Consider the following 24,753-nt stretch of genomic DNA (forward strand, 5'->3'; position numbering starts at 1 on the left):
GGGCTAAAATGAAGCAAAAACGAAGAGTTATTTCGGTAAATGTGCTAAATGAGCATAGCGTTTTGGCGCGGATTTCAGGGCTTTTTGCGGGGCGCGGATATAATATTGAAAGTTTAACGGTTGCACCAAAGCCGGGTAATGGCGAGGATTTGGCTTTATCGCGAATCACAATCGTTACAAGTGGCGATGAAAAGGTTTTGGAGCAGATTATCAAACAACTTCACAAGCTAATCCCCGTTTTAAGCGTGATTGAGGACAATGATATGTTAGAAAAAGAAACGCTACTTGCCAAAATCGCCATCACAGAGCCACTCGCAGACATTGAAGTGCTTTGCAAGGCGTATAATGGGCGAATCGCAAATGCAAATGAAAAATTTATCATAATCGTTGCCACTGACAAGCCTTCGCGCATAGATAGCCTAATTTCGGCTTTGAAGCGATTTAAGCCAAAAGAGATTATCCGCAGTGGCGTGATTGCCATTGAGCGCAATTAGATTCTGCGAATCGTGCGAGATTCTGCGCTAGATTCTGCGATTTTACAGCAAAAAGGGGACAAAATGCGATTATATGAAATAATTGAGAGTTTTAAAAAGGCGGATTCGGCATTTGTGGGTGAGATTTGCGCGAATGATTTTGAAGTGCGCGGACTGCTCCCGCTAAATCTAGCCACGCAAAATGACATAAGCTACATTGATAAAGATAAATATTTAGATTTATTGCCTTCTTGCAATGCAGGGGCGATTTTCGTGCATAAAAAAATGGGCGAAAAAATTTCGCACAAAAACGCGATTTTTGTAGAAAATCCGCATTTGGCGTTTGCTTTGGCGTCTGCATTTTTTAAAACGCCACAACTAAAAAGCCTAAAATCCACCCCAAAAAGCGCAAAGATTCATAATTCAGCGCGAATCTTTGGTGGCGCATTTATCGGCGAAAATGTCGCAATCGGCGCAAATAGCACCATTATGCCAAATGCGGTAATTATGGATAATGTCGCAATCGGCGCAAATACCACCATTTACCCAAATGTCGTCATTTACCGCGACACAATCATCGGCAATGGCGTGGTGATTCACGCGGGGAGCGTGATTGGCAGTGATGGCTTTGGCTATGCGCACACGAAGTTTGGAGAGCATATCAAAATCGAGCATTTTGGCAATGTGGTGATTGAAGATAATGTCGAAATCGGCGCGAATGTGGCGATTGATAGGGCTGTATTTGAAAGCACGATTATCAAAAAGGGCGCGAAAATCGATAATTTGGTGCAACTCGGGCATAATTGCGTGGTTGGCGAACATAGTCTGCTAGTCTCACAAGTGGGATTCGCGGGTAGCACAACAACGGGGCGAAATGTCGTTTTTGGCGGACAGGCGGGGACAGGTGGGCATATTCATATCGGCGACTTCGTGCAAGTGGCTGGGCGCGGGGCTGTGGGTAAAAATCTTCCACCAAATACCAAATGGGGCGGACATCCGCTCACAGAACTAGGCGAATGGCAAAGAATGTGGGTAAAACTACGAAAAATGACGAGAAAATAAAAAGCGCGATTGTCTTGCGATGTTTTTTAAAGCGACAAAATAAATTAGATTCTGCAAAAAATATAAATTTCGCAGAATCTACTTTAAGTAAAATTAAATTATTTTTATATTACAATCGCAACTTTTTTATTGCGAAATTTAAGGTGGATAATGAATAAATGTTTGAAACTAAATCGGGGGGGGGCAGAATAGAAAATTAGACAGATTCTGCGCCCTCTCATCTTATAAAAATGCTTTTAAATTCATAAAAAATGCCCTAGATTCTGCGAAAATTTCACAAAACGCAGAATCTACCATAGATTCTGCAAATAGCACAACATTCGCAGAATCTCGCCAAAATACCAGCGCAAATTACCTTTCATTTTTATATATTTTGCCTTTGGCACTTACGCCATTTGCCCCGCTTTATGCGTATATTTCTGCGATGTTTGTGCTGATTGCATTAAGTGGCGTTATTTCTCGTGAGTGGCGCATTTTGCTTGGCATAACTACGATTTTTAATTTAGCAGTGATTTATGCTTCAAAGGCGCGTTTTGTGCGTATTTTAAACTCCGATGATGATTTTGCTAGATATTATCAGCATTATTTGGATGTTTATGATGGCATCGATGGGGCATTTTTTATTTTTGGGAATGGATTAGAAGTCGGGCTGGCGTGTTTTTATAAAATCTTATCATTTATTTTTCCACGCCTTTCGCCTATTTTGCTTGATTTGGTTAGTTATATTTGCTTTCTTAGTGCGCTTTATGTATGGTTAGAAATCTTTATGCTTCGCTACTTTCCAAAAGACCAAAGGGCAAGATGTGTGGCATTTACATTTTTTATGCCTTTGCTTGGGGTGCTTGGACTTGCAAGGCAGGCATTTGGAAGTGTAATTTTGCTTTATGCGATTTGTGCGAAAAAGTGGCGTTTCAAATTGCTGTTTTTATTTATCGCAAGTGCGTTTCATTTGAGTTCGTTGCTTATTTTTAGTGGATTTTATATTATTCGCACATTTCCTAAAATCTCCTTAACGCTCATTTGGACTTACTGCGGGGCGTTTGTTTATGATAGTGTAATGCTAAATAATTTCGTGCTCGATATTATAAATATGTTAAGCGGGATTTTGCCACAAAAAGTTAGCATTTATTTCAAAGCATACACAAGCAAACAAGGGGCAAATTTATTCTTTTTAGCGCATCTTAGCGCAACGCAGGTATTTTTAAGCACGCTTACTTTATTTGGATTGTATTTTTTATCTCCAAATGACCCACTCGCCAAAAATATCCGCATATTTTTCTTACTATGCGTGGTGAATGAATTTGTAGGATTCATAATGGGGCGGACATTTTTTATATTAAATGAAATGCTATTTTATTTCGTGGTATTTGTGGCGTTACGGCGAGTTTATCTAATCATAATTCCATTTTTTATGATTTATGCCCTGCGCTTTATTTATATACATCTCACCAAAAATCCGCACCTTTTGGATAGAGAAACAACGATGTATTTTTACAATTATCCAGAGATAAATTTAGCACCATTTTATTACATTTTTAAAGGATTGGTTCAATGAAAAAATCACGAAAATTATTCAAAACTTACGATAGTTTGGAGATTATTTTGACGCTGAAACGGCGATGGAAGTTATTTTGCTATACATTTATTGTTTTGCTAGTTATTGCGTTGCCTTTTGCGCATTGGCAGTTAGAGCACATAAATGCGCAAATAAAAGCACAAAATGAAAGCAACGCCAAAGTCCTAGCGCAAATTCAAGCGGAGAGGGAGGGGCGATTTCAACTGAGAAAGGCATTTTTGAAAGTGCATAAATACAACAATATCGTGCTTCCAGATAGCGTGATACACAATATTTTACGCAACAGCAACCGCCTAATTGACGCGTATAAAAAATATTCATCGCATCCGCATTTTGATATTTGGCAAATAAATTTGCGTGAATTTGATTTAAACGCAGAATCCATCGCAGAATCGCAAACATTAAATGTAGATTCTGCGAATCCGCTTTATTTTCATTTAGAAAATATCGTAGGGTTTATAAACTCTTCGCCCATTGCGACAAACTTGCAAAATGATGCCAATTTATTGCAGCAAACTTTAAGCGAGAAAAATCCATTTTTACAGCGCATTATCGAAGATGGATTTGTGGTGTTGATGGATGGCGATGAGGCGGGACTTTTGGCGAGAGAGGCGAGTTTCCTTGGTGTGCCAATCAATCGCTATTATATTCATTTAGATAAGCATCGCATCGCGTTTGAGCGCGGATACACGCTAACTTCCGCGCAAATCATTAGTGCAAACATTCAAACACACGGCGAAAAAATCTATATTTTTGTAATTCTTGCGTGTGTGATGGTGAGTTTGTTTGTGGTGTTTTTTGTGGATTGTGCGGTGGAAATTCGCAGAATCTTAAAGGCAGATTCTGCGAAATAGCGCAGAATCTAAAATATGATTTAAGTCGCAGAATCTAGCGCGAAAACACCGCAGATTCTGCGAAATTTCGTGCGAAGCGCAGAATCTACGAATTAGATTGCCACGAATTTGACAAGTCAAATTCTCGCAATGACGGATTTATGGTAGATTCTGCGAATTTTCGTGCGAGTCGCAGAATCTATCGCACAAAAAGCGCAGAATCTATATTACAAAATCTCATAAATTTCGCAGAATCTAGTCAATTTTTAGCACTGCCAAAAATGCCTCTTGTGGCAAATCTACCTTGCCGATTGCTTTCATTCGCTTTTTGCCCTCTTTTTGCTTTTCTAATAATTTGCGTTTGCGCGTTATGTCCCCGCCGTAGCACTTTGCCGTTACATTTTTGCCGACAGATTTTATCGTCTCCCGCGCAATCACCTTGCTACCGATACTGGCTTGAATTGCCACTTCAAAAAGCTGTCGCGGGATTAGCTCTTTCATCGCGCCCACTAGCTTTTTGCCCTTTTCATACGCCTTGTTTTTATCTACAATCACGCTTAACGCATCGACAATGTCCCCCGCGACTTTTATGTCTAGCTTCACAAGATTTCCCGCGCGGTAGCCGACAAACTCATAGTCAAAACTCGCATAGCCCTTTGTGCAGGATTTTAGCTTGTCATAAAAGTCCATAATGATTTCATTTGTGGGGATTAGGTAGATGAGAAGCACACGCGATTCGTTAATGTATTGCATTTTTTCTTGAATCCCGCGCTTGTTTGTCAGCAACTTCATCACATTGCCCAAAAACTCGCTTGGCGTAATCACACTCGCACGGACAAAGGGCTCTTTTATTCGCGCGATATTTTGCTCGGGCGGGAGTTCGCTAGGATTTTCGACAACCACCATTTTGCCATCTGTGAGATAGACATTGTAAGGCACGGTGGGCGAAGTGGCGATTAGCTCCAATCCAAACTCACGCTCCAATCGCTCTTTGATAACCTCCATATGCAAAAGCCCCAAAAAGCCTATGCGAAAGCCAAATCCAAGCGCGATAGAAGTCTCAGGCTCAAAGCTAAGCGATGAATCATTTAGCTGCAATTTCAAAAGCGCGTCTCTCAAATCCTCAAATCTATCCGTCTGAATTGGATAAATCCCCGCAAAGACAAAGGGCTTTGCCTTTTGAAATCCCGCAATCGCGCTATCCGCAGGGGCATTTTTTAGCGTAATGGTATCGCCTACGGCAATGTCGCTAATTTGCTTTAAGCCCAAATTCAAAATGCCAATCTCGCCACACGCGATTTTGTTGCATTTTTGCGGACGCAGTGGGTGCGGATACATAAGCCCCAAAACCTTGTGATTTGCACCTGTATTCATCAGCAAAATCTCATCATTTATCGCCACTTCGCCATCAATCACACGCACCAAAGCAAGCGCACCCAAATAATTATCAAACCACGAATCATAAACGAGCGCCTTTAATGGCGCATTTGCATTGCCTTTTGGCGGAGGTATCTTGCGGATTATCGCCTCCAAAAGTTCGCTAATCCCCGCTCCACTTTTGGCACTCACGCAGTAAGATTCGCTACAATCAATGCCAATCGCATTTTCGATTTCATCTTTTACGCGCTCGATATTTGCGGCGGGTAAATCAATCTTATTTATCACGGGGATAATTTCTAAGTTGTTTTCAATGGCGATATAGACATTTGCAATCGTCTGCGCTTCCACGCCCTGCGTAGCATCAACCACTAGCAAAACGCCCTCGCAAGAACTAAGAGAGCGCGAAACCTCATAGCTAAAATCCACGTGTCCGGGCGTATCGATGAGATTTAGCGTGTAGGATTCGCCGTTACTATTTTGTCCTTTTGGCGTGTAATTTAGTCGCACACTCTGCGCCTTTATGGTAATGCCTCGTTCTTTTTCGATGTCCATCGTATCAAGCATTTGTGCGCTTAATTCACGCGAATCTACGCCACCGCAAACTTGCAAGATTCTATCTGCAAGCGTGCTTTTGCCGTGGTCTATGTGAGCGATTATAGAAAAATTGCGAATGTTTTTCAATGTGTGTCCTTTTCGCAGAATCTAAAAGGGGGAATTATAGCAGATTCTGCGATTTGTGGCATAAATTTTGCTACAATTAGCGTTTTATTTTTAAAAATAAGGCATTTTATGGAAAAACGCAGAATCTTAAATGTGACTATTTTCACGCTAGTTTTCGCGCTAATTTTTATCGGCGGAGTTATTCTTTTTAGCTCGTATTTTGTGAAAGATATCTTTGGCAAAGTGGATTTCGGGCAGATTTTGTTTCATTTGCAGTTTCCGCTGTTAGATAACAACACGCCTTTTGTGGGCGCATTTGTCAAAAAAGTCATTCTCCCCGCCCTTGCGTGTGCGTTTGTCATCACATTTCCGCAAATCACTTTAAAAATTTTAACGCAATTTTACGCATTTTTGAAAAGAGCAACGCTAGGCAAACTCGCCTTTGCTTTTGCGCTGTTCGCTCTGTGCCTAAATATCACAAACAACAAACTTAAAATCACGCATTATCTAAAAACGCAAACCGAATTTTCAAATCTCTATGAGACGCATTACAAGCCATTTGATAGCGCGAATCTCGCAGGATTCACGCCAAAACAAAATCTCATTGTGATTTTAGCCGAATCGCTTGAATCCACTTTTAGCTCCAAAAATATCCCTAACACAAACGGGGGGGGGGGGGAATCGCACCCTTGCTAGTGAATATTCGCCCTTTGGTGAGCTAATCCCAAATCTTACGCAACTCGCACTAAAAAATACGAATTTTTCGCCAACAAGCGCGCTTGGTGGCATTACGCAACTTTCTGGCACGGGCTGGACGATTGCAGGGACGATAAGCTATCTATGCGGGATTCCGCTAAATATGCCAATCGGTGGCAATGATTTTAGCAATAAACATTTTTTAGATTCGGCGGTGTGTGTGAGCGATATTCTCGCTGATTTGGGTTATAAACAGGCTTATTTTAGCAATTTTGATTCGAGTTTTGGTGGCAATAAATTTTTCTTTGAATCGCATAAAATCAAAGTGTTGGATTTGCCATATTTTCAGTCGCAAAATCTAGTGCCAAAGGATTTGCCAAAAGATATGCAGGGCATTTGGGGATTAAAGGACGCCGAACTTTTTAAACTTGCAAAAAATCACATAGAATCTCAAACCAATTCAGAACCTTTCGCACTATACATTTCTACGATTGATACGCATAGCACGGAGAATGCGTGGGTGGATAATGTGCAATGTGCGGGGCTTGATTTGTCATACACAAGTGCAATTCGTTGCACCGATAAAATTATCAGCGATTTTGTGAAATGGGTGCAAAATTCGCACTTTGGGGATAGGACTACGATTATCATTTTGGGCGACCATTTATCGATGGAAAATAAGATTTTCACGCCTAATGCGAAGCGATTCGTATATAATGCCTTTATAAACGCGAAGTTTAGCCAAAAGCCACGCGCAAATCTCACCAAAAATCGCACATTAAGTCATTTTGACATAACGCCACTAATTTTAGATTCGCTAGGGATTCGCACAAAGGCATTTGGATTAGGGCGCAATCCGCTTTATGGTGAGTCGCTAATTGAACGCGAATTTAACATTGATGATTTTAACAAATCTTTAATGCAGAGAAATAAAATTTATGATAGTTTTTGGCAAGTGAAAAAATAAACAAAAAAGGAAGCAAAAAATGACAAAAAAGACTAAAATTTTGGTAAGTGTGGCGGTGGCATTTGTGGCGATTGTGGGCGCAAGTGTGGGCGTTTATAATCATTTCAAACTTTGGAATTTTAAGGGAGTGAAAATGGCGTATTTGCAAAATTATATGCAAAATCCCAAATGCGATTTTAATCCGCTTGTGATTCAAAGTGCAAATGGTGCAAATCCAAACGGGGGGGGGCAAAATCCAAATGTGCGTAATTTCATCGCTCACGCAGGTGGCGCGATTATCGATAAAGGCGAAGTTTTCACTTATACAAACTCCAAAGAAGCATTGTTGCAGAGCATAAAAGAGGGTTTTAGGTTTATTGAGTTGGATTTATCGCTTGATTCGCAAGGGCAGATTTTTGCCGCTCACGATTATAAGCATTTCTACAAAATCACAAATGCGCCGTTAGTGGATTTTCTAAATGATAGCGCATTTGCCCCGCCAAGCAAGGATTATATAAAAAATGCCAAAATCTATGGGCGATTTAGCCCCCTTACATTGCAGGATATAAATGCGATTTTTAGCGCGAATCCTAGCGTGTATTTGGTAACGGACAAGCTAAATGACTTTGCCGCGCTTGAATCGCAACTAAATTTTGGTAAAAATAGGCTACTAATCGAAGTTTTTAGCATAAGCAACTACTTCAAAGCGCGGAAAATGGGCTTTAAATACCCAATGTTTTGTGCGTGGAATTCGGCTGAGAGTATCAAAATGGCAATGCGCCACAAAATCCCTATGATAACCACTCACACGGAGATTTTGCGCGATGAAAAGGGCGCGAAACTTGCGGAGGAATTTATCGCAAATGGCGGGTGCATTTTTACATTTTCAACTAACGAGGCGGAGTTTATAAATACGCATAAAGATAAGCGCGTAAGCGCTTTTTATGTGGATTTTTATGATATAAACAAAAATGAGTGCAAATTGCAAGATATTAGCAAATGTAGGACTTATTAGATTCTGCGATTTCGTGCATTTTTGTCATTGCGAGATTTTGCGCTAGATTCTGCAAAAACGCAGAATCTGCCCTCACTTTGTCATTGCGAGGCAGTTTGAGCGATAGCGAAAACAACCATCTATTATTTTGTCATTCTGAGCGAGTGAAACGAGCGAAGAATCTCTATTTTTTTGAGATATTTCGCTTCGCTCAATATGACAATTTGAAGTGTGATTCGCAGAATCTACGAACTTTTCTCCCTTAAAAAGCTAAATTTTGGTGCGCCTACGGGCATTTTAAAGGCATTGATATTTCCGCTGTGAATCTCATCTAACTCCCTGCCGTCTGCCAAAATGATTTTATCAAAGCGGACGAAATATTTGTCATTTTCTTTGTAAATCTCGCCTATTTCGCTTTGTCCGCATTGGATTTGCGCACTCAACGGCGCGATTAGCTCTTTTTTCTCACCCACTCGAATCGTGTGTTTGCAAATCGCAAACTCCCCATTTTCCAGCACTTCGGCACTCACTTGATAGCTCCCCTCGCTAATTGCGGTTTTGAAATTCTGCGTATCTAGTCGCTCAAAAGGACGGCGCACCAAATATCCATCGCTAAATCCGCGATTTTTAAGCGTGTTTAGCTCGGATTCATAGAGATTTTGGCGCGATTTGCCCCTATAAAAATCATCGATTATCATTCGATAAGTCCGCGCTGTGATTGCCGCATAGTAGGGCGATTTCGTGCGTCCCTCGATTTTTAGCGCATCAACTGCGCCACTTTTTAAGATTTCGCCCAAATGTGCGGAGAGATTCAAATCCTTTGCGTTAAAAATATGTGTCCCAAACTCGCCTTCTTGTAGGCGCATAAGTGTGCCATTATCGGGGTTTTTGGCATAAAATTCGTGTGCGTCAAACGCCACTAATTTATCGCTCTCTTTGTCGCGCACGAAATATTCGTAGTCGAATCGGCAGTCATTTGCGCAACTTCCGCGATTTGGCACACGCCCATTTTGAAGCGCAGAGATAAGGCAACGCCCTGAGAACGCAAAGCACATACTGCCGTGGCAAAAAATTTCAATTTCAAGCTGTGGCAACTGCGCTTTGATTTCGCACAAATCTTTTAGGCTCATCTCACGCGCCGCGACAATGCGCTTTGCGCCCATATCATAGAAAACTTGCGCATCCAGCACATTTAGCACATTTGCTTGGGTAGATATGTGAAGCGGGATTTTTGGCGCGATTTCCTTGCAAAGTCGCATAACACCCATTGTCGCTACGATAAAGGCGTCAGGGTTTAAGTCGCGCATTTTTGCAATGTGGTTTTTGAGTGAGTTTATTTGTGAGTTGAATGGGAAGCCGTTAATGGTTATGTAAAATTTTTTGCCCATTTTGTGCGCGTAGGCAATGCCATCGCTGAAAGATTCGGGTGTGAAATCTTTTCCTGCGCGATTGCGAAGTGAATAATGGCTCACTCCGCCATAAAGTGCGTCTGCGCCGTAAGCGGTGGCGATTTTGAGTTTTTCTAAATTTCCTGCGGGGGAGAGAAGTTCGACTTTTTTCATTTATGAAATTTTATGCGCGAGATTCTGCGAATTTCGTGCTTTTTTCACTAGATTCTGCGATTTTTATTTGATTCACAGAATCTAATGCGCTGCTTTCTGTTATTGTGAGATTTGGCAACTCCAAATCGTGGCAATCCACAAAATTGTCATTTTGAGCCGTAGGCGAAAAATCTCTATTTTTTTGAGATATTTCGCTTCGCTCAATATGACAAAATAAAATATTATTCGCAGAATCTGCGATATTTTCGCTATTTTCAGCATTTGATTCACTTATTTCTTTTCGCAAAAAGGGCTGCACCCCGCTCCCGCTCCCCCCGACTTCATTTAAATTGTGTTCCCAAAAAGCAGCCGCTTTTTCGCTTTTAGGGGGAGTGCCTCGCTTTTCCGCTTCTAGCAAAAAATCGGCGGTTGCACTACTGCAACCTTGCTCCCGATTTTTTGCACCACGAAGCGGGCGAGATTTTGGTGTTTCGCACGGATTTAATTTTTTTTGGATTGCCACGCTCGCTTCGCTCACTCGCAATGACGAATCTTGTTTAGATTCTGCGAATTTCTTGTTTTTTTCAATAGATTCTGTGATTCGCAGAATCTCAATCGAAGTAATGGCGGTGGTGCTTTGCGTTGTTTTTATGTGAAACAAGCGAGATAGGACTGATTCGTCCATCGAGCGCGGTTTTGCATAAAAACAACGCAAATGAATACCCCAGAACAAATTGTCCCCACGAAAGCTCATTTTTTGCCTAGCTCCGCGATAAGTCTCTCAATCTCATCGCTCTCCACCGTATTTGCCTTACTATCGCCATCAATGTAACTCGCCGAGCTTACGCGCTTTTCATCGCTCACATCCGTCTCAAACATCGCATTTAGGTATTTCGCCAAAGTCCGCATTACATTCACCACGCGCTCGATTTTTTGGCGGTGAATGTCTTGATATTGCATTATATCCATCGCTTGAAGCACCGCGTCCGCGCTCTCATTTGACCTATCGGTGATGATATTTGCGCACTTTATCATATCATTGCACGATTGAAGTGAATCTTTAAAAGTGGCGATTTTAGGGAACTGCGCGGAGAGTTTTTCAAACAAATCCTTTTGTGCGATAAGATAATTTTTGATATTTTTCACATCTTTGATATTTGCGTCCAAATTACCACTGATAGTCTCCAATTGGTCAAAAACCTGCGTAGCCTTTACCTCCAAGCCCTTTGTGACATCATCTAGCTGTGTTACAACCTTGTGCTTTGTCGTGGGCGGTGGCGGATACTCATCATCGGCACTCACGCGGTAGGCATTTGGGTCGCCATCATCGCCATCCTCGCTGTCATCTTGCGCTAGTGGATTTCTATCATCTAACTTCGCAGATTCTGCGCTAGATTCTGCGTCATCATCGCCTAAAATCTCGCCACCTTCGAAGTTGCCAAGTATTAGTTCGTTTAACTCTTCTTGCGTCATTTTCTACCTTTTTGCGAAAAAAATTTGCGAATTTTATCAAAAAATTATATTTTTAAAGTTTAAATTTGTAAAGATTCTGCGATTAAAAATATTTTAAGGACAAATATGAAAAGTTTGGTAGATTCGCGCAAATCTCTTGTGCGCCACAAATCCTTTAAACGCCGTGAATCTTTTGAATCTGTCGCAAAAATCGCCAAAAAACTAAAAAATCCCTGCTACATTTTAGAAGAAGCAAAATTGCAAGAAAATTTAGAGATTTTAGGCTCTGTAAAAGCGCAAAGCGGGGCAAAAGTCCTACTTGCGCTAAAAGGATTTGCATTTTGGAGTAGCTTTGAAATGGTGGCAAAATATTTGGACGGAATCACCGCAAGTGGCTACTATGAGGCGCGTTTGGGATTGGAGGAATTTCGCAAATATAATAAAAAAGCTGTGATTTCGGTATTTTCTCCCGCATTTACAGCTCGTGAAGTGCGCCAAATCGCGCCTTTTGCAAACCATATCATTTTCAATTCTTTTAATCAACTCGCGCATTTTAGGGATATTGTGAAGTCTCACTCAAAAAAAGCGCACCTTGCCTTGCGCCTAAATCCGCTGTATTCGGAGGTAGAGCCTGAGATTTATAACCCGTGCGCGAAGTTTAGTCGGCTAGGCATTACGCCAGATGAGTTTGAAAAAGGCGTGAAAACGCACGGACTTAAAGGCATAAAGGGGCTTCATTTTCACACGCATTGTGAGCAAAATAGCGATGCGTTGGAGCGGACGATAGAGGCTATTGAGCGACATTTTGGCAAATATTTGGCGCAAATGGAGTGGATAAATTTTGGTGGTGGGCATCATATCACGCGCAAGGATTATGACTTAAATCGCCTTGTGCGCGTCATTTTGCGCTTTCGCAAAAAATATAATGTCGAGGTGATTTTAGAGCCCGGAGAGGCGATTGGGTGGCAATGCGGTGTGCTTGTGGGCGAAGTGGTGGATATTGTGCGAAATGGCGTGGATATTGCGATTACAAATTTGAGCGCGGCGACACAAATGCCGGATTGCCTAGAAATGCCATATACGCCAGAAATTTTGGGAGCAAAAATTTTGAATGGTGATTTGCTTGATGGCAATTTGTCTTTAGAGAAGCATTCCGCAGATTTTGAGATTTTCGGGGCATCGCAGACCGCTAGTCTAGTCTCTGCCCCAAAAATCTCAAAAAACCACGAAAGCCATCCCGAAAATCCTTCCGTTGTTTTAAATGCAAAAAATGCAGATTCTGCGCTAGATTCTGCGAATCGAACGAAAATCGCAGAATCTAATGAAAAAATCGCAGAATCTAATAATCAAAATACAAATTCTAGTATTGTGAGCGAGAAATCGGGGTTGTGCAGTTGTGAGCGAGAAAATAGAACTAATGGTTCATTGACGAAGCGAACAACAAATCTCCCCGATTTATCGCCACAAGACGAATTTGCCACCGCCCGACACAACATTTACCGACTCGGTTGCCCTAGCTGCCTTGCGGGAGATATTATAGGTGATTACGAATTTGAAAAACCCCTTAAAATCGGCGATAAAATCATCATCAAAGATATGATTCACTACACTATCGTAAAAAATAATTCATTCAACGGCATTCCGCTCCCTAGCCTAGCGATTTTGAAAAAAAATGGTAAGCTAAAAATCGTGCGAAAATTTGGCTACAATGATTACAAAAAAAGGAATGGTTAGATGAAATTTGCAGATTTACACAATCACACAAAGCGGTGCAATCACGCAGTAGGCGAATGCAGAGAGTATGTAGAAATGGCGATTTCGCGTGGGATTACCGCCTTTGGCTTTTCTTGCCACGCGCCGATGAATCACGACAGGGCTTATCGAATGGGCTTAAATGAAGTCGATGATTATATGCGCGAAGTGCGTGAGATTCGCAATGAATTTAGTGGTCGAATCGACATAAAATTAGCCTTTGAAGTGGATTTTATCGACAACAAGCCACATTTGACAGAGTCGCGGATTTTAGAGTTGCGAAAAGCGCGCGAGGTGGATTATCTAATCGGTTCGGTGCATTTTTTAAATGAATGGGGCTTTGATAATCCCGCGTATATCGGCGATTACGAAAACAAGGACATTGATAGTATTTGGCGCGAATATCTCAAATCCATCGCAAATATGGCGCAAAGTGGGCATTTTGACATTGTGGGGCATTTTGACTTGCTAAAAATTTTTAATAATCGCCCAAGTTCCGCTGTGGCAGGGGAGATTCGGCGCACACTTGAATCTATAAAGGACAATGATATGGCGATAGAAATAAACAGCGCGGGATTAGATAAGCCAATCGCTGAAATTTACCCAAGCAGCGAGATTTTGAGCCTAGCGTATAAAATGGAAATCCCAATTTCTTTTGGCTCAGACGCCCACGCTCCGCAAAAAGTAGGGATTTATAAAGATAAAATGATAGCGTTAGCACGAAAAGTAGGCTACAAAAAGGCAGTGAATTTTACAAAAGGGGAGCGCGAATCTTACGCATTTTAGGGAGCAATTTGTATTTGGGTGCATTTTTTGCGGATTTGACAAAACAAGGCAAAGCCGAAGTTTCTTTATTCAATTCTGTGGATTGCCACGATTCTGCTTCGCAGAATCTCGCAATGACAGAAAAAGGGACAGATTCTGCGATTTTGTGCGATTCGCAGAATCTAAAAATCCCCTAATTTTGCTGAATCTAAAACCACGATTTTGCCCTTGTGCGTGGTGATTATCCCCATTTCTTTGAGTGATTTTATGATGCGTGAGAGGGATTGCGGATTTGTGCCTAAAATCTCGGCGATTTTGCGCTGTGATGGGAGATTCGCGCTATTTTCTAGCAAAAAGTGCGCTAGATTCTGCGTTAGCGAACTTGTATTTTGCGTGATGTATCGCTCCAAAATGCCTATTTTCTGGCACAAAGAGGCGATTAGCTCAAAGCAAAATGCGCTAGATTCTGCGCTGTGTGCGCGAAATGTCGCTAAGTCAATCTCCAAAATCTCGCACTCACTAGCGCAAATCGCGCTTGCAGGATAGCTTTTCTCTGCAAATGCGGGATATTCAGCGATGAAACAGGGCGATTTTAGCGTGTGGAGCACCTTTTGCCTATCGCCAAATGCCTTTTCTAATCGCACCTTGCCACTCAAAAGTAGCGTTAGTGTGCGTGGCATTTCGCCTTCGAAAAATAAAATATTATCGACTTTGTAACGCCGAATCTTGCCTATTTTGCTTAACTTTGCGATATAATCCTCCATTTTACCTCCATTTATTTTGCAAAATTTCGCGCCGAAAAATTCATAAAATTTCGCGCCCAAAAAATCCAAAAAATTTCGCGCCGAAAAATTCATAAAATTCGCCGAAACTTCGCATAAAATTTCGCTCCCAAAGTTCATAAATTTCGCCCAAAAATTCGCAAATGTTAATTTTTTCAAACATTTATTTTGTTAATATCGCCCAAAATTTTTTACAAAAGGAGAGAAAAAAGAGATGATGGACGCGCTGTATCCGTATTTTTTGGTGATTCACACGATTTGTGCGATTATATTTTTGGGATTTATATTTTGCGATGTGGTGCTTCTTGCGCCCATAAAAAAGGCGTTTGGCGAGGATTTCAACGACAAAATGTGGAGCGTGATTATGCGGCGGGGCAAAAAGATTATGCCACTTTGCGTGTTGCTACTTTTGCTCACAGGCGGGGCGATGATGACGCGCTGGGTGGGCTTTGAGATGGGATTTTTTGGCACAAATTTACAGATTTTAATCAGCATAAAAATCCTTTTGGCGTTCATCATCGTGGCGATGGTGGCGATATCGCTAACCTACCACTTTTTCTTACCGCACAAAACAAACCCGCTTGGTAAAATAATCCACCCTGCGGCACTTGTTTTGGGACTTTTGATAACCATTTTGGCAAAGCTTGCATTTCACATTTAAAGGAGAAAAAATGAAACGAAACGAAATAAATATGGACGGGATTAACGCGCTGATGGAGATTTTCTACGAAAAGATTCGAAGCGACAAAGGCGGCTTGGGCGAGATTTTTAACTCGCGCATTGGCACGGATGATGAAAGCTGGGTGCGACACAAGGCAAAAATTGCGTCTTTTTGGCAGGGTATGTTGCTAGGGAGCGGCGATTATGCGGGGCAGCCGATGAAGGCGCACTTGGACTTACCGCCCTTTAAACGCGAACTTTTTGGCGAGTGGCTGGGACTATTTGAGGAGAGCCTAAATATCGTTTTTGAGCCACAAATCGCAGAATCTATCCTAAATCGCGCAAGAATGATAGCTCAAAGATTTGAATATATGATATTTGAGGCGCATTAGGATTTTTGCGAAATAGATTCTGCGAAAATTTGTGGTAGATTCTGCGATTTTCGTGCGAGATTCTGCGGAAATTTTGTGGCAGATTCTGCGAAAATTTGGCAAAAACGCAGAATCTAAACGCAGAATCCATCAAAAATCTTATAAAAATTGAAACCGCTGAAAGTGCCTAAAATAGGGGCTAGGGGGGGGGATTTTGTAAAGAAAATCCTTGAAATATCGCAATTTAGGGCAAAAACTCTTGACAAAACTTTTCAATTTCCCTATAATTCGCCCGTTCATAAACAAATTCAACAAAAGGAGAGAAAAATGAACAAATCAGACTTCATCGAAGTGGTAAAAAAAGTTGGCGGTTATGACACTAAAAAAGGTGCAGAGCAAGCGATTTCTGCTTTTACTGACGCTGTAAAACAAGTGCTAGTAAAAAAAGATTCAGTTGAGCTAGTAGGCTTTGGCAAGTTTGAAACTGCGGTTCAAGCAGCAAAAACAGGCAAAGTTCCCGGCACAAACAAAAAATACACCACAAAAGAAAAAATGGTGCCTAAATTCAAAGCTGGGAAAGCACTAAAAGACGAAGTTGCAAAAATGAAAGTTGTCAAAAAATAACTTCCTTTAAGATTCTGCGTTTCCGCAGAATCTGCCCCTTTTTTCAATCTCACAAATCCCGCCTGTCCTCATAGCTCAGCAGGATAGAGCATTCGATTCCTAATCGAAAGGTCATTGGTTCGAATCCAATTGGGGACACCAAGCGAATCAAGCGAATAATTTTATGTGAAATTTTTGTAGATTCTGCGGACTGCCACACGCTTCATTTATTCGCAATGAAGGGCAAAGCGCATTAGATTCTGCTAATCGCAGAATCTTGCAAAAAACGAAGAATCTAACGCAAAATTCTTTTTAATCGCAGAATCTTGGATTGTCACGATTTTGCTAACGCAAAATCTCGCAAATGCAAAAATAAAGGCAGATTCTGCGATTTTCATCAAATTTGGCAGGTGGTGGGTTGAGATTCTGTAAAATCGCAGAATCTAGCGCAAAATTCTCGCAATCCGTAGAATCTAGCGCAAATAAAGTCCATTTGTGAATCGCTCAAAAATTTTTGCACCTAAAATCACCGAATCTTTGCTCCCAAGCGCATTAAATGGCATTTGATTCGTGCGACTTTCATTAAAAATGTGCGCGGTTTTGGTATTTAGCTGAATGTAGCCGTATTGAATTTTGAGCGATTTGCCGTTGTATTTTTTGTCCGCATACACGACATAATCACGAAATGTGCGATAAAAATCCGTGTGAGAAATGTATTTTTTGTTTAGCGACATAAAGATTATATCGGGTTCTAAAATCGCTATAAGCTCGTGCCACAGAGCGATTCCAACTTCGCTAAATCGCCTTTGGATTCGTGGCGAAATATCGCTCCATTTAGGAAATGTCGCAAACGGCGACAGCGTATCCGTGTGAATCGCCCTATTTGGCGCATTATCGTAATATGACGCCCCAAAAGGCGCAAAAAGATTGTTGCGTGGCGTTCGATTAAACCACTGCCGATAATCATTGCCCGTTTGGAAGTAGCCATTTAGCGCGGATAAATATTGCAGGGCGGATTTGTCGCTTAAAACTTGCTCTTTATCTATGCGCGCTAATTGCGGAAACCGCGCAAAAGAAATCATTTTCGCGCTATCATCGTAGAAAAACTCAGCTGATGATGGATTTATTGCGGCGGTTATGACTTTGTATTTTGATTTAAAATACGCTTCTATATCGCCAAAGTAGAGTATGGGTAGCGAATCTTTGATTAGATATGGGCGCAATTCGATATCATTTTGCGCCTCTAAAAACGCGCTGTGAGATTTTTGGGATAGATTAACTAATTGTTGTAATTTTTGATTCATTTGCAAGTCCTTGTGCAAAAATTTATCGTCATTGCGAGGCGAATCATAGATTTGCCGAAGCAATCCACTAACGAGACTTACGAATCAAATGTGAATCGCTTACTTTTGGCGAATCTGCGGTTAGATTCTAAAAAATAATTTATTGATTTGCTTTTTTGTCATTGATTTTATTTGCCTTTTAGATTCGTGCAAAGTAATTCAAAAAAAACTTAATTGTCAAGTTGATTTTTTAACCTCATATATCTAGCATAAGCATTTATATTGCCTAATTCATAGGCTTTTTTATAGCACTGCATAGCCTTTTCCAAATCTTTTTCCACGCCATCGCCATATTCATACATAAGTCCCAAAAATAGCAACGATTCGTCCATTTTTCGCTTTGCAAAAATGTTTGCGATTGTCTTAAATATTCTTTTTATTATTCTATATGAAACATATATCAATAAAGCAAAAATAATCAATAACAATATAGTTGCAATAAAATCTTCCATATCCTATCCTTTACTTTTTTTAAATGTTCTAAAAGTTTTATAATCCTCTGCCAAAATTTTTTTACCGCATTTATTATTTCAGTAGAATTTTTTGCCGAATCGAGTTTTTCAAAAACTTTGCATTGTTTGCTATTTGTATGGCTAAAACTGCGCTTATGAAATAAATATAGCAAATTACAAACTCCATCTGCAAAAGTCTTTTTAGCGTTTTTATCGTTTATATTGTCTCCATATTTTTTATAACCATTTTCTACATTTTGGACTATTTGTTTTATGGATTTTTTATTATCGTCAAATACCTGTTTAGCGATAAAATAACAATCAATAAATTGCCAATGTAGATAGTTATTTTTATCGCCGTTTGTCGAATGCCTATTAAAATTCTCTATACAATCCTTGCATAATTCGCACTTTATATCTGCTATGCCCTGAATCCCAAGTCCGCCGTCTGCAAAGTAAAATTCATCTAAATTTTTAATTTCGCCACAACCCTTGCATTTTATTTTTATATTATCTATAATAATCCCCCCCCCCCTTTTTTTTTATCTCGGCTGTATTTCCGCATTATCCGCGCTGTCGCCGATTTTATTCAAAAAGGCGATGAGTTTATTTGCGGCTTTTAGATATTCCTTTGCGCCCAAACTATCGGGCTTAAAAAATGTAACGGGCTTTCCAGCGTCCCCGCTCTCGCGGATACTAGGCTCGATAGGGATTTGCGCCAAAACTTCGCATTTATTCACATTTGCTAGTTCCACGCCCCCGCCCTTACCAAAAATATCAAATACTTCGCCACATTTAGGGCATACAAAGCCACTCATATTTTCGATAATCCCAGCGATAGGGATTTGTAGCTTGTTAAACATATCCAAAGCCCTTGCACTATCATCAAGCGCGACAATTTGTGGCGTTGTAACGGCTACTCCCGCGCTCACAGGGACACTTTGCGCCAAAGTCAGTTGCGCATCGCCCGTGCCCGGTGGCATATCAATCACTAAAATATCTAGTTCTCCCCACGCCACATCGCTTAACATTTGCTCAATCGCTCGCATTATCATAGGACCGCGCCAAATTAGGCTCTGCCCAGATTCTGCCATCATTCCCATACTCATCACTTTTATGCCGTAGTTTGTGAGCGGGATAATCTTTTTTTGCGCTTCATCAATCTCGGGGCGTTCGTTGTTTAGCCCAAGCATTCGCGGGATATTTGGACCATAAATGTCGGCATCAAGCAGTCCCACGCGCATTCCACTTTGCGCCAAAGCGATTGATAGATTCGCGCTTGTGGTGGATTTTCCCACGCCTCCCTTGCCTGAGCTAACCATCACAAAATGCCTAATATGTGGCGCAATATTTTTGCGCTTTGGCGAATCTTGCGCGATTTGGGGCGTTTTAATCGCCACTTCCACGCTTTTATCACCAAAAAGATTTGCGATAGATTCGCGCAGTTTTTGCGCCACTTCATCGCTATTTGATGGGATTTCAAGCGATATTTTAAGCGAATCGCCATTTATTTCAATGTCCTTCACAAAGCCAAAATCCACAATGTCGCGTTTGAAATTTGGGTAAATCACCCCTTTTAGTTTGTCTAAAACTTCACTTCTTTCCATTTTTTCTCCCTTAAATTTATTGCGCTAATGCGTGAGATTCTGCGATTTTAGATTCTGCGCCATAATCCTTAAAAATATTTTGCGAGATTTTGTAACTGCAAAATTTCGGTCCGCACATCGAGCAAAAATCCGCGTCCTTAAATGCGTCCTGTGGCAAACTCTCATCGTGGTATTCCCTTGCTCTATCGCTATCTAGCGCAAGTGCGAATTGTCGCTTCCAATCAAAGCCATATCGCGCATCGCTCATCATATCATCGCGCACACGGGCATTAATTCGCCCCCGCGCAATGTCGGCGGCGTGTGCTGCGATTTTATAGGCGATTATGCCCTCTCTCACATCATTTGCATTTGGCAGTCCTAAATGCTCTTTTGGCGTTACATAGCAAAGCATTGCAGCCCCTTTCCACGCCGCCACACACGCGCCAATCGCACTTGCGATATGGTCATATCCCGCGCCAATGTCAGTTACAAGCGGTCCTAGCACATAAAATGGCGCGTCATTGCAGAGTTCGCGCTCTATTTCCATATTTCGCTCAATTTGATTTAGCGGGATATGTCCCGGTCCTTCAATCATCACTTGCACATCGCTTTCATTTGCGCGCTGTGCGAGTTCGCCTAAAATTTTTAGCTCACTAAATTGTGCTTCATCACTTGCATCATAAAGACAGCCCGGACGAAGCGAATCGCCCAAAGACAGCGAAACATCGTATTCCTTGCAAATCGCCAAAATCTCATCAAATGCCGTGTAAAATGGATTTTGCGCTTTGTGATGCATCATCCAAGTTGCCATCAAGCTCCCGCCACGCGAAACGATTCCCATTTTGCGCTTTGCGATATATGGGATATGTTGCGACAAAAATCCGCAGTGAATCGTAAAGTAATCCACGCCCTGCTTTGCTTGCTTTTCAAGGGTTGAGAGCATAGTTTTGATATTTAGACTCAAAATATCGTCCTTTAAATCGTGCAAAATTTGATACATAGGCACAGTGCCGATAGGCGCGGGAGAATTTGCGATAACACTAGCGCGAATCTCATCTAAATCCCCGCCCGTACTTAAATCCATAATCGTATCCGCGCCGTATTTTATCGCAGTCTGTGTTTTGGCGATTTCATTTTCCACGCATTTTTCAATGCTAGAACTGCCTATGTTTGCGTTGATTTTTGTGCGTGTGGCGATACCTATGCCGATTGGCTTTAAGTGCTTGTGATTGATATTTGCGGGGATTATTAGCCGTCCTTTTTTGACTTCGTTTTTGACGAGTTCGGGCGAAATTTCTTCGCTGTTTGCGACAAATTCCATTTCCTTTGTGATAATGTCTTTTTTTGCGAATCCTAATTGCGTCATAATTTTCCTTTAATTTTTGAATTTTAAAAGCCTAAAATTAGCGTAAAATTTATAAAATTACACTTTAAAATCAAAATTTTAATAAAAATTCGCAAAAAAAGGTGGCAAAAATGACAAAAAATATGACGCTAATTATAATGAGTGCGGGTGAATCTACGCGATTTAGGCGAGATTCAAAAAATAGCTGTGCGGTAAAAAAGCAGTGGATTCGTGTAAATGGCAAGCCGCTGTGGCTTTTTGTGGCAGATATTTTGAATGTGCGGTATAAATTTGCCAAAGTTATAATCACCGCAAACGCGCTTGAAGTGCGATATATGAAGCGATTTTGCGACTATGAAATCGTGTGCGGTGGCAATACGCGCCAGAAGTCTTTGGAGAATGCTTTGAAATGCGTGGAGAGCGAGTTTGTGGCGGTTAGCGATGCGGCGAGATTTGGCGTAGATTTTGAAGTGCTGGATAGGCTTTTTGCAGTGGATTTGGGGGCGATTGATTGCGTTATACCCGTGCTTGGCGTGGCGGATACGATTTTTATGGAGTGTGAATCTGAAAATTCCCCCTCCCTTGCGGAGGGGGCTAGGGGGTGGGTAAAATCCAAAAATTTGTGTGAATCTAGCGTGAAGCTTACGCGAAAATATTTGAATCGCAATGCTGTCAAACTTGTGCAAACGCCACAAATTTCGCGTGTTAGCGTTTTGCAAAAGGCGTTGAAATTAGGCGATTTTAGCGATGAATCAAGTGCGATAAATGCGCTTGGTGGGCGAATCGCAACAATAAAAGGTAGCAAAACGCTAGATAAACTCACGGATTTTGGGGATTTGGAGCGAATTTTGAGTTTTTGTCATTCTATGCCCACTTTCTGTCATTCTGAGCGAAGCGTTAGCATAGCGAAGAATCCACTAGATTTGAGCGCAAATCCCGCAAATCCCGCACGCAACGAAACCTTTATCGGCTATGGATTTGATACACATAGATTTTGCGATGGCGATAAAATCGTGCTTTGTGGCGTGAAAATCCCCTGTGAGTTTGGCATAGAAGCGCATAGCGATGGCGATGTCGCGCTCCACGCGCTAATGGACGCGCTTTTGGGCGCAGTGGGCGCGGGAGACATTGGTGAGTGGTTTCCGCCAAATGATGCGCGGTTTAAGGGCGCAGATTCGCTTGAATTGCTAGGGCAAATCGTGGATTTTGTGCGTGGCGTGGGCTTTGAGATTGTCAATGTGGATTTGATGATACTAGCTGAAATCCCCAAAATCACGCCACACAAGGACAAAATGATTGAAATTTTAAGCACCGCACTAAATTTGCCAAAAAATCGCGTGAATATCAAAGCAACCACAATGGAGCAAATGGGCTTTGTCGGACGCAAAGAAGGCATTTGCGCGAAAGCAGTGGCGAGTTTAAAAATGACAAATTTAAAAAACGATATTTTAAGATTCTGCGAATCCAAATGATTGTTGCTAAAAATGGCAAATAAATCGCAGAATCTCGGCAAATAAATCGCAGAATCTGCATTTTTTCGCGCTAGATTCTGCACTCCACAAACGCAGAATCTAAATCCAATCCAAAAATATATTTTTGATATTATTTTGCTTGATTTTCGCACGGAGATTTTTGATTTTTTCTTTGCCATCTTTGAAGTATCGCTCGTGTGTCTCGCAGGCAATGTAGTCGATTTTCTCATATAATTTTGTAGCAATAATTTTATCCATAATGTCAAATTCCGCACCTTCTACATCAAGTTTCAGCATAAAAATCCGCTGTGGCAGGATATTTTGGGCGATATATTCCACCAAATCTATGACTTCCACTTCGTCATATTCCTGCGTTTGCGCCACTTGCATATTGTCTAACATTAGCGCATTGCCCTGCGAAGTGGCATCGTGGAGCAGAAATTTGGTTTTGCCACATTTGTTGCTAACGGCTGATTTATTTAGGGTTACAGAGGGATTATTGCGATATTTATGCGCTAAAATGGCGTGGAGATAGGCATTTGGCTCAAAACTATGCACTTTTAATCCAAAGTGCAAGAATAAATCCGTAACAAGTCCAGCGTGCGTTCCGCAATCGATGGCAATAATCGCAGAATCTAAATCATTTGCGTTATTTGGCGCAGAATCTAATTTCGCAGAATCTAGCGCAGATTCTGCGATTTTTGTGCGAGATTCTGCGAAATTGCCATTTTTATCGCTTCTGCCCCCCCCTATTTGCATTTTTGAATTTTGCACAATTAGCGGAAGTTTGTAAAAAATCTCGTAATATCGCTTTGGAATGTGGGCGTTGTGAAGCATTAAGTCGATTTTGCCAAGTCCATTTGGGTCGATTGTGGCGTTTGTAAGCAAGGCGATGCGTTTTTGCAAATCGCTATTATACGCGCTACTTGCGGCATTTTTGAGTGCTATGACTAACTTATAAGGTGCAGTTATAATCCTAAAAAATATATTTTGCTTTACGCGCGAGGAAAACAGCACTTTGCTCGTATCTGGTGCTTTGCGTGTGATTTTACGCTCTAAATATTCTAAAAAAGTCTCCATTTTTTACTCCAAATTTAAAATTAAAAGTCGCATTATAATATATTATTGATAAATAATCTCCGCAGAATCTGGCACTTTAAATTCAAAAATTTTGGCATCAACGCGCTTGTTTAGCACTACATTTTCAAGTGTGATTTCTACTTCGTTATCTAACTCATCTTTGTAAAAAATCTTATGCGGTTTGCCGTCTTTTAGGGCGATGTGGAAGGTTTGATTATTCACTACGCTTTGCCAAAAATCGCCCTTTTTTTGCACCGAATTTAGCACCGATACAAAGTCCAAATCCACCTTATCGCTGATGATTACTTGCTCAAACTCCGGCTCATAAATCATCACGCGCTTTTTATCCACAAAAATCTCTTTTTTCATAGGCGACTTATACCGCCAATGCGCCTTTGAATCTGCGGTGGCGATGATTGTGCCACTATATTGCGCCTCCGCAGAATCTCCGCGAATTTTTTGCGTAAAATTTGCGCGTATGCTTGTAATCTCCGCTAGATTCTGCGAAAAAAGGGCGTTTAAAAGTAGCGTAAAAAATAAAATTGCCTTCATAAAAACTCCAAATTTTGAAAAATATAAGCGCAAATTATAGCGAAATTTTGGCATAATTTTACGATATATAATTTTGCAAATTGATAAAAATAAAGGACAAAAATGCGGTATTTGGATGGAAATTATCGGGGGGGGGGGGAATTCTAAACCATCTCTATTAGATTTTATAAAAAATGCAAGTTTTACGGATGATTTTACGGATGAGCAACTTGCATTTTTCAGTGAATTTGATGCGTTTTTGAAAGATAAAAGTAGGCATATTTTTATATTGCAAGCTAGTCTCCGCAAGGAAGGGAGGACAAAATACAGATTCTGCGAATAAAACTAAAATCGCAGAATCTACCGCAGATTCTGCGAAATGTGTCAAATTCGCAGAA

The 24,753-nt window shown here is 41.1% G+C and carries 31 protein-coding genes and 1 tRNA gene; 17 read left to right on the top strand and 15 right to left on the bottom strand.

Features of this window, described 5'->3' with window-relative positions; genetic code table 11:
• Positions 1-8: 8 nt before the first annotated feature.
• The 5 genes from ilvN (at position 9) to ACWIUE_RS02530 (ending at position 3,965) form a co-directional block, all read left to right on the top strand.
• The gene (gene ilvN / locus ACWIUE_RS02510) at positions 9-494 is read left to right on the top strand and encodes an acetolactate synthase small subunit (protein WP_454134585.1); all 486 of its coding nucleotides are present in this window, start codon (positions 9-11) and stop codon (positions 492-494) included.
• A 63-nt stretch (positions 495-557) separates the two neighbouring features.
• The gene (gene lpxD, locus ACWIUE_RS02515; RefSeq protein ID WP_454134973.1) at positions 558-1,535 is read left to right on the top strand and encodes a UDP-3-O-(3-hydroxymyristoyl)glucosamine N-acyltransferase; all 978 of its coding nucleotides are present in this window, start codon (positions 558-560) and stop codon (positions 1,533-1,535) included.
• A complete protein-coding gene (locus ACWIUE_RS02520) occupies positions 1,490-1,693 on the top strand; it encodes a hypothetical protein (protein WP_454134587.1) in 204 nt (67 codons plus the stop codon). The genes lpxD and ACWIUE_RS02520 overlap by 46 nt, the downstream gene beginning before the upstream one ends.
• 215 nt (positions 1,694-1,908) lie before the next feature.
• On the top strand, positions 1,909-3,090 hold the full coding sequence (locus tag ACWIUE_RS02525) for a hypothetical protein (protein WP_454134589.1): 1,182 nt from the start codon (positions 1,909-1,911) through the stop codon (positions 3,088-3,090).
• On the top strand, positions 3,087-3,965 hold the full coding sequence (locus tag ACWIUE_RS02530; protein WP_454134590.1) for a hypothetical protein: 879 nt from the start codon (positions 3,087-3,089) through the stop codon (positions 3,963-3,965). The genes ACWIUE_RS02525 and ACWIUE_RS02530 overlap by 4 nt, the downstream gene beginning before the upstream one ends.
• On the opposite strand, the gene ACWIUE_RS02535 is transcribed toward ACWIUE_RS02530, so the two are convergent.
• Together ACWIUE_RS02535 and lepA are read right to left on the bottom strand one after the other, a co-directional pair.
• Positions 3,942-4,085, bottom strand: a complete 144-nt coding sequence (locus ACWIUE_RS02535) for a hypothetical protein (protein WP_454134592.1) — start codon at positions 4,083-4,085, stop codon at positions 3,942-3,944. The genes ACWIUE_RS02530 and ACWIUE_RS02535 overlap by 24 nt on opposite strands.
• Positions 4,086-4,199: 114 nt before the next feature.
• A complete protein-coding gene (gene lepA, locus ACWIUE_RS02540) occupies positions 4,200-6,005 on the bottom strand; it encodes a translation elongation factor 4 (RefSeq protein ID WP_454134594.1) in 1,806 nt (601 codons plus the stop codon).
• On the opposite strand from lepA, the gene ACWIUE_RS02545 reads away from it, so the two are divergent.
• From ACWIUE_RS02545 to ACWIUE_RS02555, 3 genes are read left to right on the top strand one after another with little or no spacing between them, the layout of a single operon-like run.
• Entirely contained in the window at positions 5,970-6,680 is a 711-nt protein-coding gene (locus ACWIUE_RS02545) for a hypothetical protein (RefSeq protein WP_454134596.1), read from the top strand. The two genes, lepA and ACWIUE_RS02545, sit on opposite strands and share 36 nt — an antisense overlap.
• On the top strand, positions 6,610-7,647 hold the full coding sequence (locus ACWIUE_RS02550) for a sulfatase-like hydrolase/transferase (RefSeq protein ID WP_454134598.1): 1,038 nt from the start codon (positions 6,610-6,612) through the stop codon (positions 7,645-7,647). The genes ACWIUE_RS02545 and ACWIUE_RS02550 overlap by 71 nt, the downstream gene beginning before the upstream one ends.
• Before the next feature lie 19 nt (positions 7,648-7,666).
• Entirely contained in the window at positions 7,667-8,641 is a 975-nt protein-coding gene (locus ACWIUE_RS02555) for a hypothetical protein (RefSeq protein ID WP_454134600.1), read from the top strand.
• On the opposite strand, the gene ACWIUE_RS02560 is transcribed toward ACWIUE_RS02555, so the two are convergent.
• The 4 genes from ACWIUE_RS02560 to ACWIUE_RS02575 all read right to left on the bottom strand — a co-directional run bounded on the left by ACWIUE_RS02560 (position 8,619) and on the right by ACWIUE_RS02575 (position 11,634).
• A complete protein-coding gene (locus tag ACWIUE_RS02560) occupies positions 8,619-8,756 on the bottom strand; it encodes a hypothetical protein (protein ID WP_454134601.1) in 138 nt (45 codons plus the stop codon). The genes ACWIUE_RS02555 and ACWIUE_RS02560 overlap by 23 nt on opposite strands.
• Positions 8,757-8,865: 109 nt before the next feature.
• Positions 8,866-10,182: a peptidase U32 family protein gene (locus ACWIUE_RS02565; protein WP_454134603.1), complete on the bottom strand. Its 1,317-nt coding sequence runs from the start codon at positions 10,180-10,182 to the stop codon at positions 8,866-8,868.
• A gap of 10 nt (positions 10,183-10,192) precedes the next feature.
• Positions 10,193-10,894 carry a hypothetical protein gene (locus ACWIUE_RS02570; RefSeq protein ID WP_454134605.1) on the bottom strand — a complete coding sequence of 234 codons (702 nt, stop codon included), beginning with the start codon at positions 10,892-10,894 and terminating at the stop codon, positions 10,193-10,195.
• Between the two features lie 17 nt (positions 10,895-10,911).
• Positions 10,912-11,634 carry a hypothetical protein gene (locus ACWIUE_RS02575; RefSeq protein WP_454134606.1) on the bottom strand — a complete coding sequence of 241 codons (723 nt, stop codon included), beginning with the start codon at positions 11,632-11,634 and terminating at the stop codon, positions 10,912-10,914.
• A gap of 105 nt (positions 11,635-11,739) precedes the next feature.
• Between ACWIUE_RS02575 and ACWIUE_RS02580 the strand changes: the two genes are divergently transcribed.
• From ACWIUE_RS02580 to ACWIUE_RS02590, 3 genes are read left to right on the top strand one after another with little or no spacing between them, the layout of a single operon-like run.
• Complete coding sequence (locus ACWIUE_RS02580; RefSeq protein ID WP_454134607.1) at positions 11,740-13,347, top strand: carboxynorspermidine decarboxylase; 1,608 nt, start codon at positions 11,740-11,742, stop codon at positions 13,345-13,347.
• Positions 13,348-14,151, top strand: a complete 804-nt coding sequence (locus ACWIUE_RS02585) for a histidinol-phosphatase (protein ID WP_454134609.1) — start codon at positions 13,348-13,350, stop codon at positions 14,149-14,151. It abuts the gene before it with no gap.
• Positions 14,152-14,159: 8 nt separating this feature from the next.
• Entirely contained in the window at positions 14,160-14,327 is a 168-nt protein-coding gene (locus tag ACWIUE_RS02590; RefSeq protein ID WP_454134611.1) for a hypothetical protein, read from the top strand.
• Here the strand turns inward: ACWIUE_RS02590 and ACWIUE_RS02595 are convergent.
• The gene (locus ACWIUE_RS02595; protein WP_454134613.1) at positions 14,313-15,032 is read right to left on the bottom strand and encodes a Crp/Fnr family transcriptional regulator; all 720 of its coding nucleotides are present in this window, start codon (positions 15,030-15,032) and stop codon (positions 14,313-14,315) included. The two genes, ACWIUE_RS02590 and ACWIUE_RS02595, sit on opposite strands and share 15 nt — an antisense overlap.
• A 97-nt stretch (positions 15,033-15,129) precedes the next feature.
• Between ACWIUE_RS02595 and ACWIUE_RS02600 the strand changes: the two genes are divergently transcribed.
• The 4 genes from ACWIUE_RS02600 to ACWIUE_RS02615 all read left to right on the top strand — a co-directional run bounded on the left by ACWIUE_RS02600 (position 15,130) and on the right by ACWIUE_RS02615 (position 16,708).
• Positions 15,130-15,573, top strand: coding sequence for a copper resistance protein CopD (locus ACWIUE_RS02600; protein WP_454134974.1), 444 nt, complete (start codon positions 15,130-15,132; stop codon positions 15,571-15,573).
• Between the two features lie 10 nt (positions 15,574-15,583).
• Positions 15,584-15,964, top strand: coding sequence for a group III truncated hemoglobin (locus ACWIUE_RS02605; RefSeq protein WP_454134615.1), 381 nt, complete (start codon positions 15,584-15,586; stop codon positions 15,962-15,964).
• A gap of 306 nt (positions 15,965-16,270) precedes the next feature.
• A complete protein-coding gene (locus ACWIUE_RS02610; protein ID WP_454134616.1) occupies positions 16,271-16,567 on the top strand; it encodes an HU family DNA-binding protein in 297 nt (98 codons plus the stop codon).
• A 64-nt stretch (positions 16,568-16,631) separates the two neighbouring features.
• Positions 16,632-16,708: transfer RNA gene (locus tag ACWIUE_RS02615), tRNA-Arg, on the top strand.
• A 101-nt stretch (positions 16,709-16,809) separates the two neighbouring features.
• Here the strand turns inward: ACWIUE_RS02615 and ACWIUE_RS02620 are convergent.
• Both ACWIUE_RS02620 and ACWIUE_RS02625 read right to left on the bottom strand, forming a co-directional pair.
• Complete coding sequence (locus ACWIUE_RS02620; protein ID WP_454134618.1) at positions 16,810-16,944, bottom strand: hypothetical protein; 135 nt, start codon at positions 16,942-16,944, stop codon at positions 16,810-16,812.
• Between the two features lie 75 nt (positions 16,945-17,019).
• Complete coding sequence (locus tag ACWIUE_RS02625; protein WP_454134620.1) at positions 17,020-17,850, bottom strand: hypothetical protein; 831 nt, start codon at positions 17,848-17,850, stop codon at positions 17,020-17,022.
• A gap of 12 nt (positions 17,851-17,862) precedes the next feature.
• Here ACWIUE_RS02625 and ACWIUE_RS02630 point away from each other — a divergent pair, with 12 nt between their 5' ends.
• Positions 17,863-17,988, top strand: a complete 126-nt coding sequence (locus ACWIUE_RS02630) for a hypothetical protein (protein WP_454134621.1) — start codon at positions 17,863-17,865, stop codon at positions 17,986-17,988.
• Positions 17,989-18,059: 71 nt separating this feature from the next.
• Here ACWIUE_RS02630 and ACWIUE_RS02635 read toward each other — a convergent pair whose 3' ends face one another.
• The 3 genes from ACWIUE_RS02635 to thiC form a co-directional block, all read right to left on the bottom strand.
• On the bottom strand, positions 18,060-18,221 hold the full coding sequence (locus ACWIUE_RS02635) for an SEL1-like repeat protein (RefSeq protein WP_454134622.1): 162 nt from the start codon (positions 18,219-18,221) through the stop codon (positions 18,060-18,062).
• A gap of 662 nt (positions 18,222-18,883) precedes the next feature.
• A complete protein-coding gene (locus tag ACWIUE_RS02640; RefSeq protein ID WP_454134624.1) occupies positions 18,884-19,948 on the bottom strand; it encodes an Mrp/NBP35 family ATP-binding protein in 1,065 nt (354 codons plus the stop codon).
• Between the two features lie 16 nt (positions 19,949-19,964).
• Complete coding sequence (thiC, locus tag ACWIUE_RS02645; protein WP_454134626.1) at positions 19,965-21,293, bottom strand: phosphomethylpyrimidine synthase ThiC; 1,329 nt, start codon at positions 21,291-21,293, stop codon at positions 19,965-19,967.
• A 110-nt stretch (positions 21,294-21,403) separates the two neighbouring features.
• Here thiC and ispF point away from each other — a divergent pair, with 110 nt between their 5' ends.
• The gene (gene ispF, locus ACWIUE_RS02650) at positions 21,404-22,744 is read left to right on the top strand and encodes a 2-C-methyl-D-erythritol 2,4-cyclodiphosphate synthase (RefSeq protein ID WP_454134628.1); all 1,341 of its coding nucleotides are present in this window, start codon (positions 21,404-21,406) and stop codon (positions 22,742-22,744) included.
• A 99-nt stretch (positions 22,745-22,843) separates the two neighbouring features.
• On the opposite strand, the gene ACWIUE_RS02655 is transcribed toward ispF, so the two are convergent.
• From ACWIUE_RS02655 to ACWIUE_RS02665, 3 genes are all read right to left on the bottom strand, one after another.
• Positions 22,844-23,824, bottom strand: coding sequence for an FkbM family methyltransferase (locus tag ACWIUE_RS02655; RefSeq protein ID WP_454134630.1), 981 nt, complete (start codon positions 23,822-23,824; stop codon positions 22,844-22,846).
• Between the two features lie 42 nt (positions 23,825-23,866).
• Positions 23,867-24,376 (bottom strand): LolA-like outer membrane lipoprotein chaperone, encoded by a 510-nt coding sequence (gene lolA, locus ACWIUE_RS02660; RefSeq protein ID WP_454134631.1) that lies wholly within the window; start codon positions 24,374-24,376, stop codon positions 23,867-23,869.
• A gap of 157 nt (positions 24,377-24,533) precedes the next feature.
• Positions 24,534-24,743 carry a hypothetical protein gene (locus ACWIUE_RS02665; protein ID WP_454134633.1) on the bottom strand — a complete coding sequence of 70 codons (210 nt, stop codon included), beginning with the start codon at positions 24,741-24,743 and terminating at the stop codon, positions 24,534-24,536.
• Positions 24,744-24,753 lie beyond the last annotated feature (10 nt).

The organism is Helicobacter sp. 23-1045, from assembly GCF_053654655.1.

Excerpts from the sequence above, each read along its gene's own strand:
- ACWIUE_RS02585 (WP_454134609.1), top strand. The coding sequence starts at position 13,348 with ATGAAATTTGCAGATTTACACAATCACACAAAGCGGTGCAATCACGCA.
- ACWIUE_RS02595 (WP_454134613.1), bottom strand. The coding sequence starts at position 15,032 with ATGAACTTTGGGAGCGAAATTTTATGCGAAGTTTCGGCGAATTTTATG.
- ACWIUE_RS02655 (WP_454134630.1), bottom strand. The coding sequence starts at position 23,824 with ATGGAGACTTTTTTAGAATATTTAGAGCGTAAAATCACACGCAAAGCA.
- ACWIUE_RS02530 (WP_454134590.1), top strand. The coding sequence starts at position 3,087 with ATGAAAAAATCACGAAAATTATTCAAAACTTACGATAGTTTGGAGATT.
- ACWIUE_RS02520 (WP_454134587.1), top strand. The coding sequence starts at position 1,490 with ATGGCAAAGAATGTGGGTAAAACTACGAAAAATGACGAGAAAATAAAA.
- ACWIUE_RS02635 (WP_454134622.1), bottom strand. The coding sequence starts at position 18,221 with ATGGACGAATCGTTGCTATTTTTGGGACTTATGTATGAATATGGCGAT.
- ACWIUE_RS02600 (WP_454134974.1), top strand. The coding sequence starts at position 15,130 with ATGGACGCGCTGTATCCGTATTTTTTGGTGATTCACACGATTTGTGCG.
- ACWIUE_RS02555 (WP_454134600.1), top strand. The coding sequence starts at position 7,667 with ATGACAAAAAAGACTAAAATTTTGGTAAGTGTGGCGGTGGCATTTGTG.
- ACWIUE_RS02580 (WP_454134607.1), top strand. The coding sequence starts at position 11,740 with ATGAAAAGTTTGGTAGATTCGCGCAAATCTCTTGTGCGCCACAAATCC.
- ACWIUE_RS02620 (WP_454134618.1), bottom strand. The coding sequence starts at position 16,944 with ATGAAAATCGCAGAATCTGCCTTTATTTTTGCATTTGCGAGATTTTGC.
- thiC (WP_454134626.1), bottom strand. The coding sequence starts at position 21,293 with ATGACGCAATTAGGATTCGCAAAAAAAGACATTATCACAAAGGAAATG.
- ACWIUE_RS02610 (WP_454134616.1), top strand. The coding sequence starts at position 16,271 with ATGAACAAATCAGACTTCATCGAAGTGGTAAAAAAAGTTGGCGGTTAT.
- lpxD (WP_454134973.1), top strand. The coding sequence starts at position 558 with ATGCGATTATATGAAATAATTGAGAGTTTTAAAAAGGCGGATTCGGCA.
- lolA (WP_454134631.1), bottom strand. The coding sequence starts at position 24,376 with ATGAAGGCAATTTTATTTTTTACGCTACTTTTAAACGCCCTTTTTTCG.
- ACWIUE_RS02625 (WP_454134620.1), bottom strand. The coding sequence starts at position 17,850 with ATGAATCAAAAATTACAACAATTAGTTAATCTATCCCAAAAATCTCAC.
- ACWIUE_RS02640 (WP_454134624.1), bottom strand. The coding sequence starts at position 19,948 with ATGGAAAGAAGTGAAGTTTTAGACAAACTAAAAGGGGTGATTTACCCA.
- ACWIUE_RS02575 (WP_454134606.1), bottom strand. The coding sequence starts at position 11,634 with ATGACGCAAGAAGAGTTAAACGAACTAATACTTGGCAACTTCGAAGGT.
- ispF (WP_454134628.1), top strand. The coding sequence starts at position 21,404 with ATGACAAAAAATATGACGCTAATTATAATGAGTGCGGGTGAATCTACG.
- ilvN (WP_454134585.1), top strand. The coding sequence starts at position 9 with ATGAAGCAAAAACGAAGAGTTATTTCGGTAAATGTGCTAAATGAGCAT.
- ACWIUE_RS02605 (WP_454134615.1), top strand. The coding sequence starts at position 15,584 with ATGAAACGAAACGAAATAAATATGGACGGGATTAACGCGCTGATGGAG.
- ACWIUE_RS02565 (WP_454134603.1), bottom strand. The coding sequence starts at position 10,182 with ATGAAAAAAGTCGAACTTCTCTCCCCCGCAGGAAATTTAGAAAAACTC.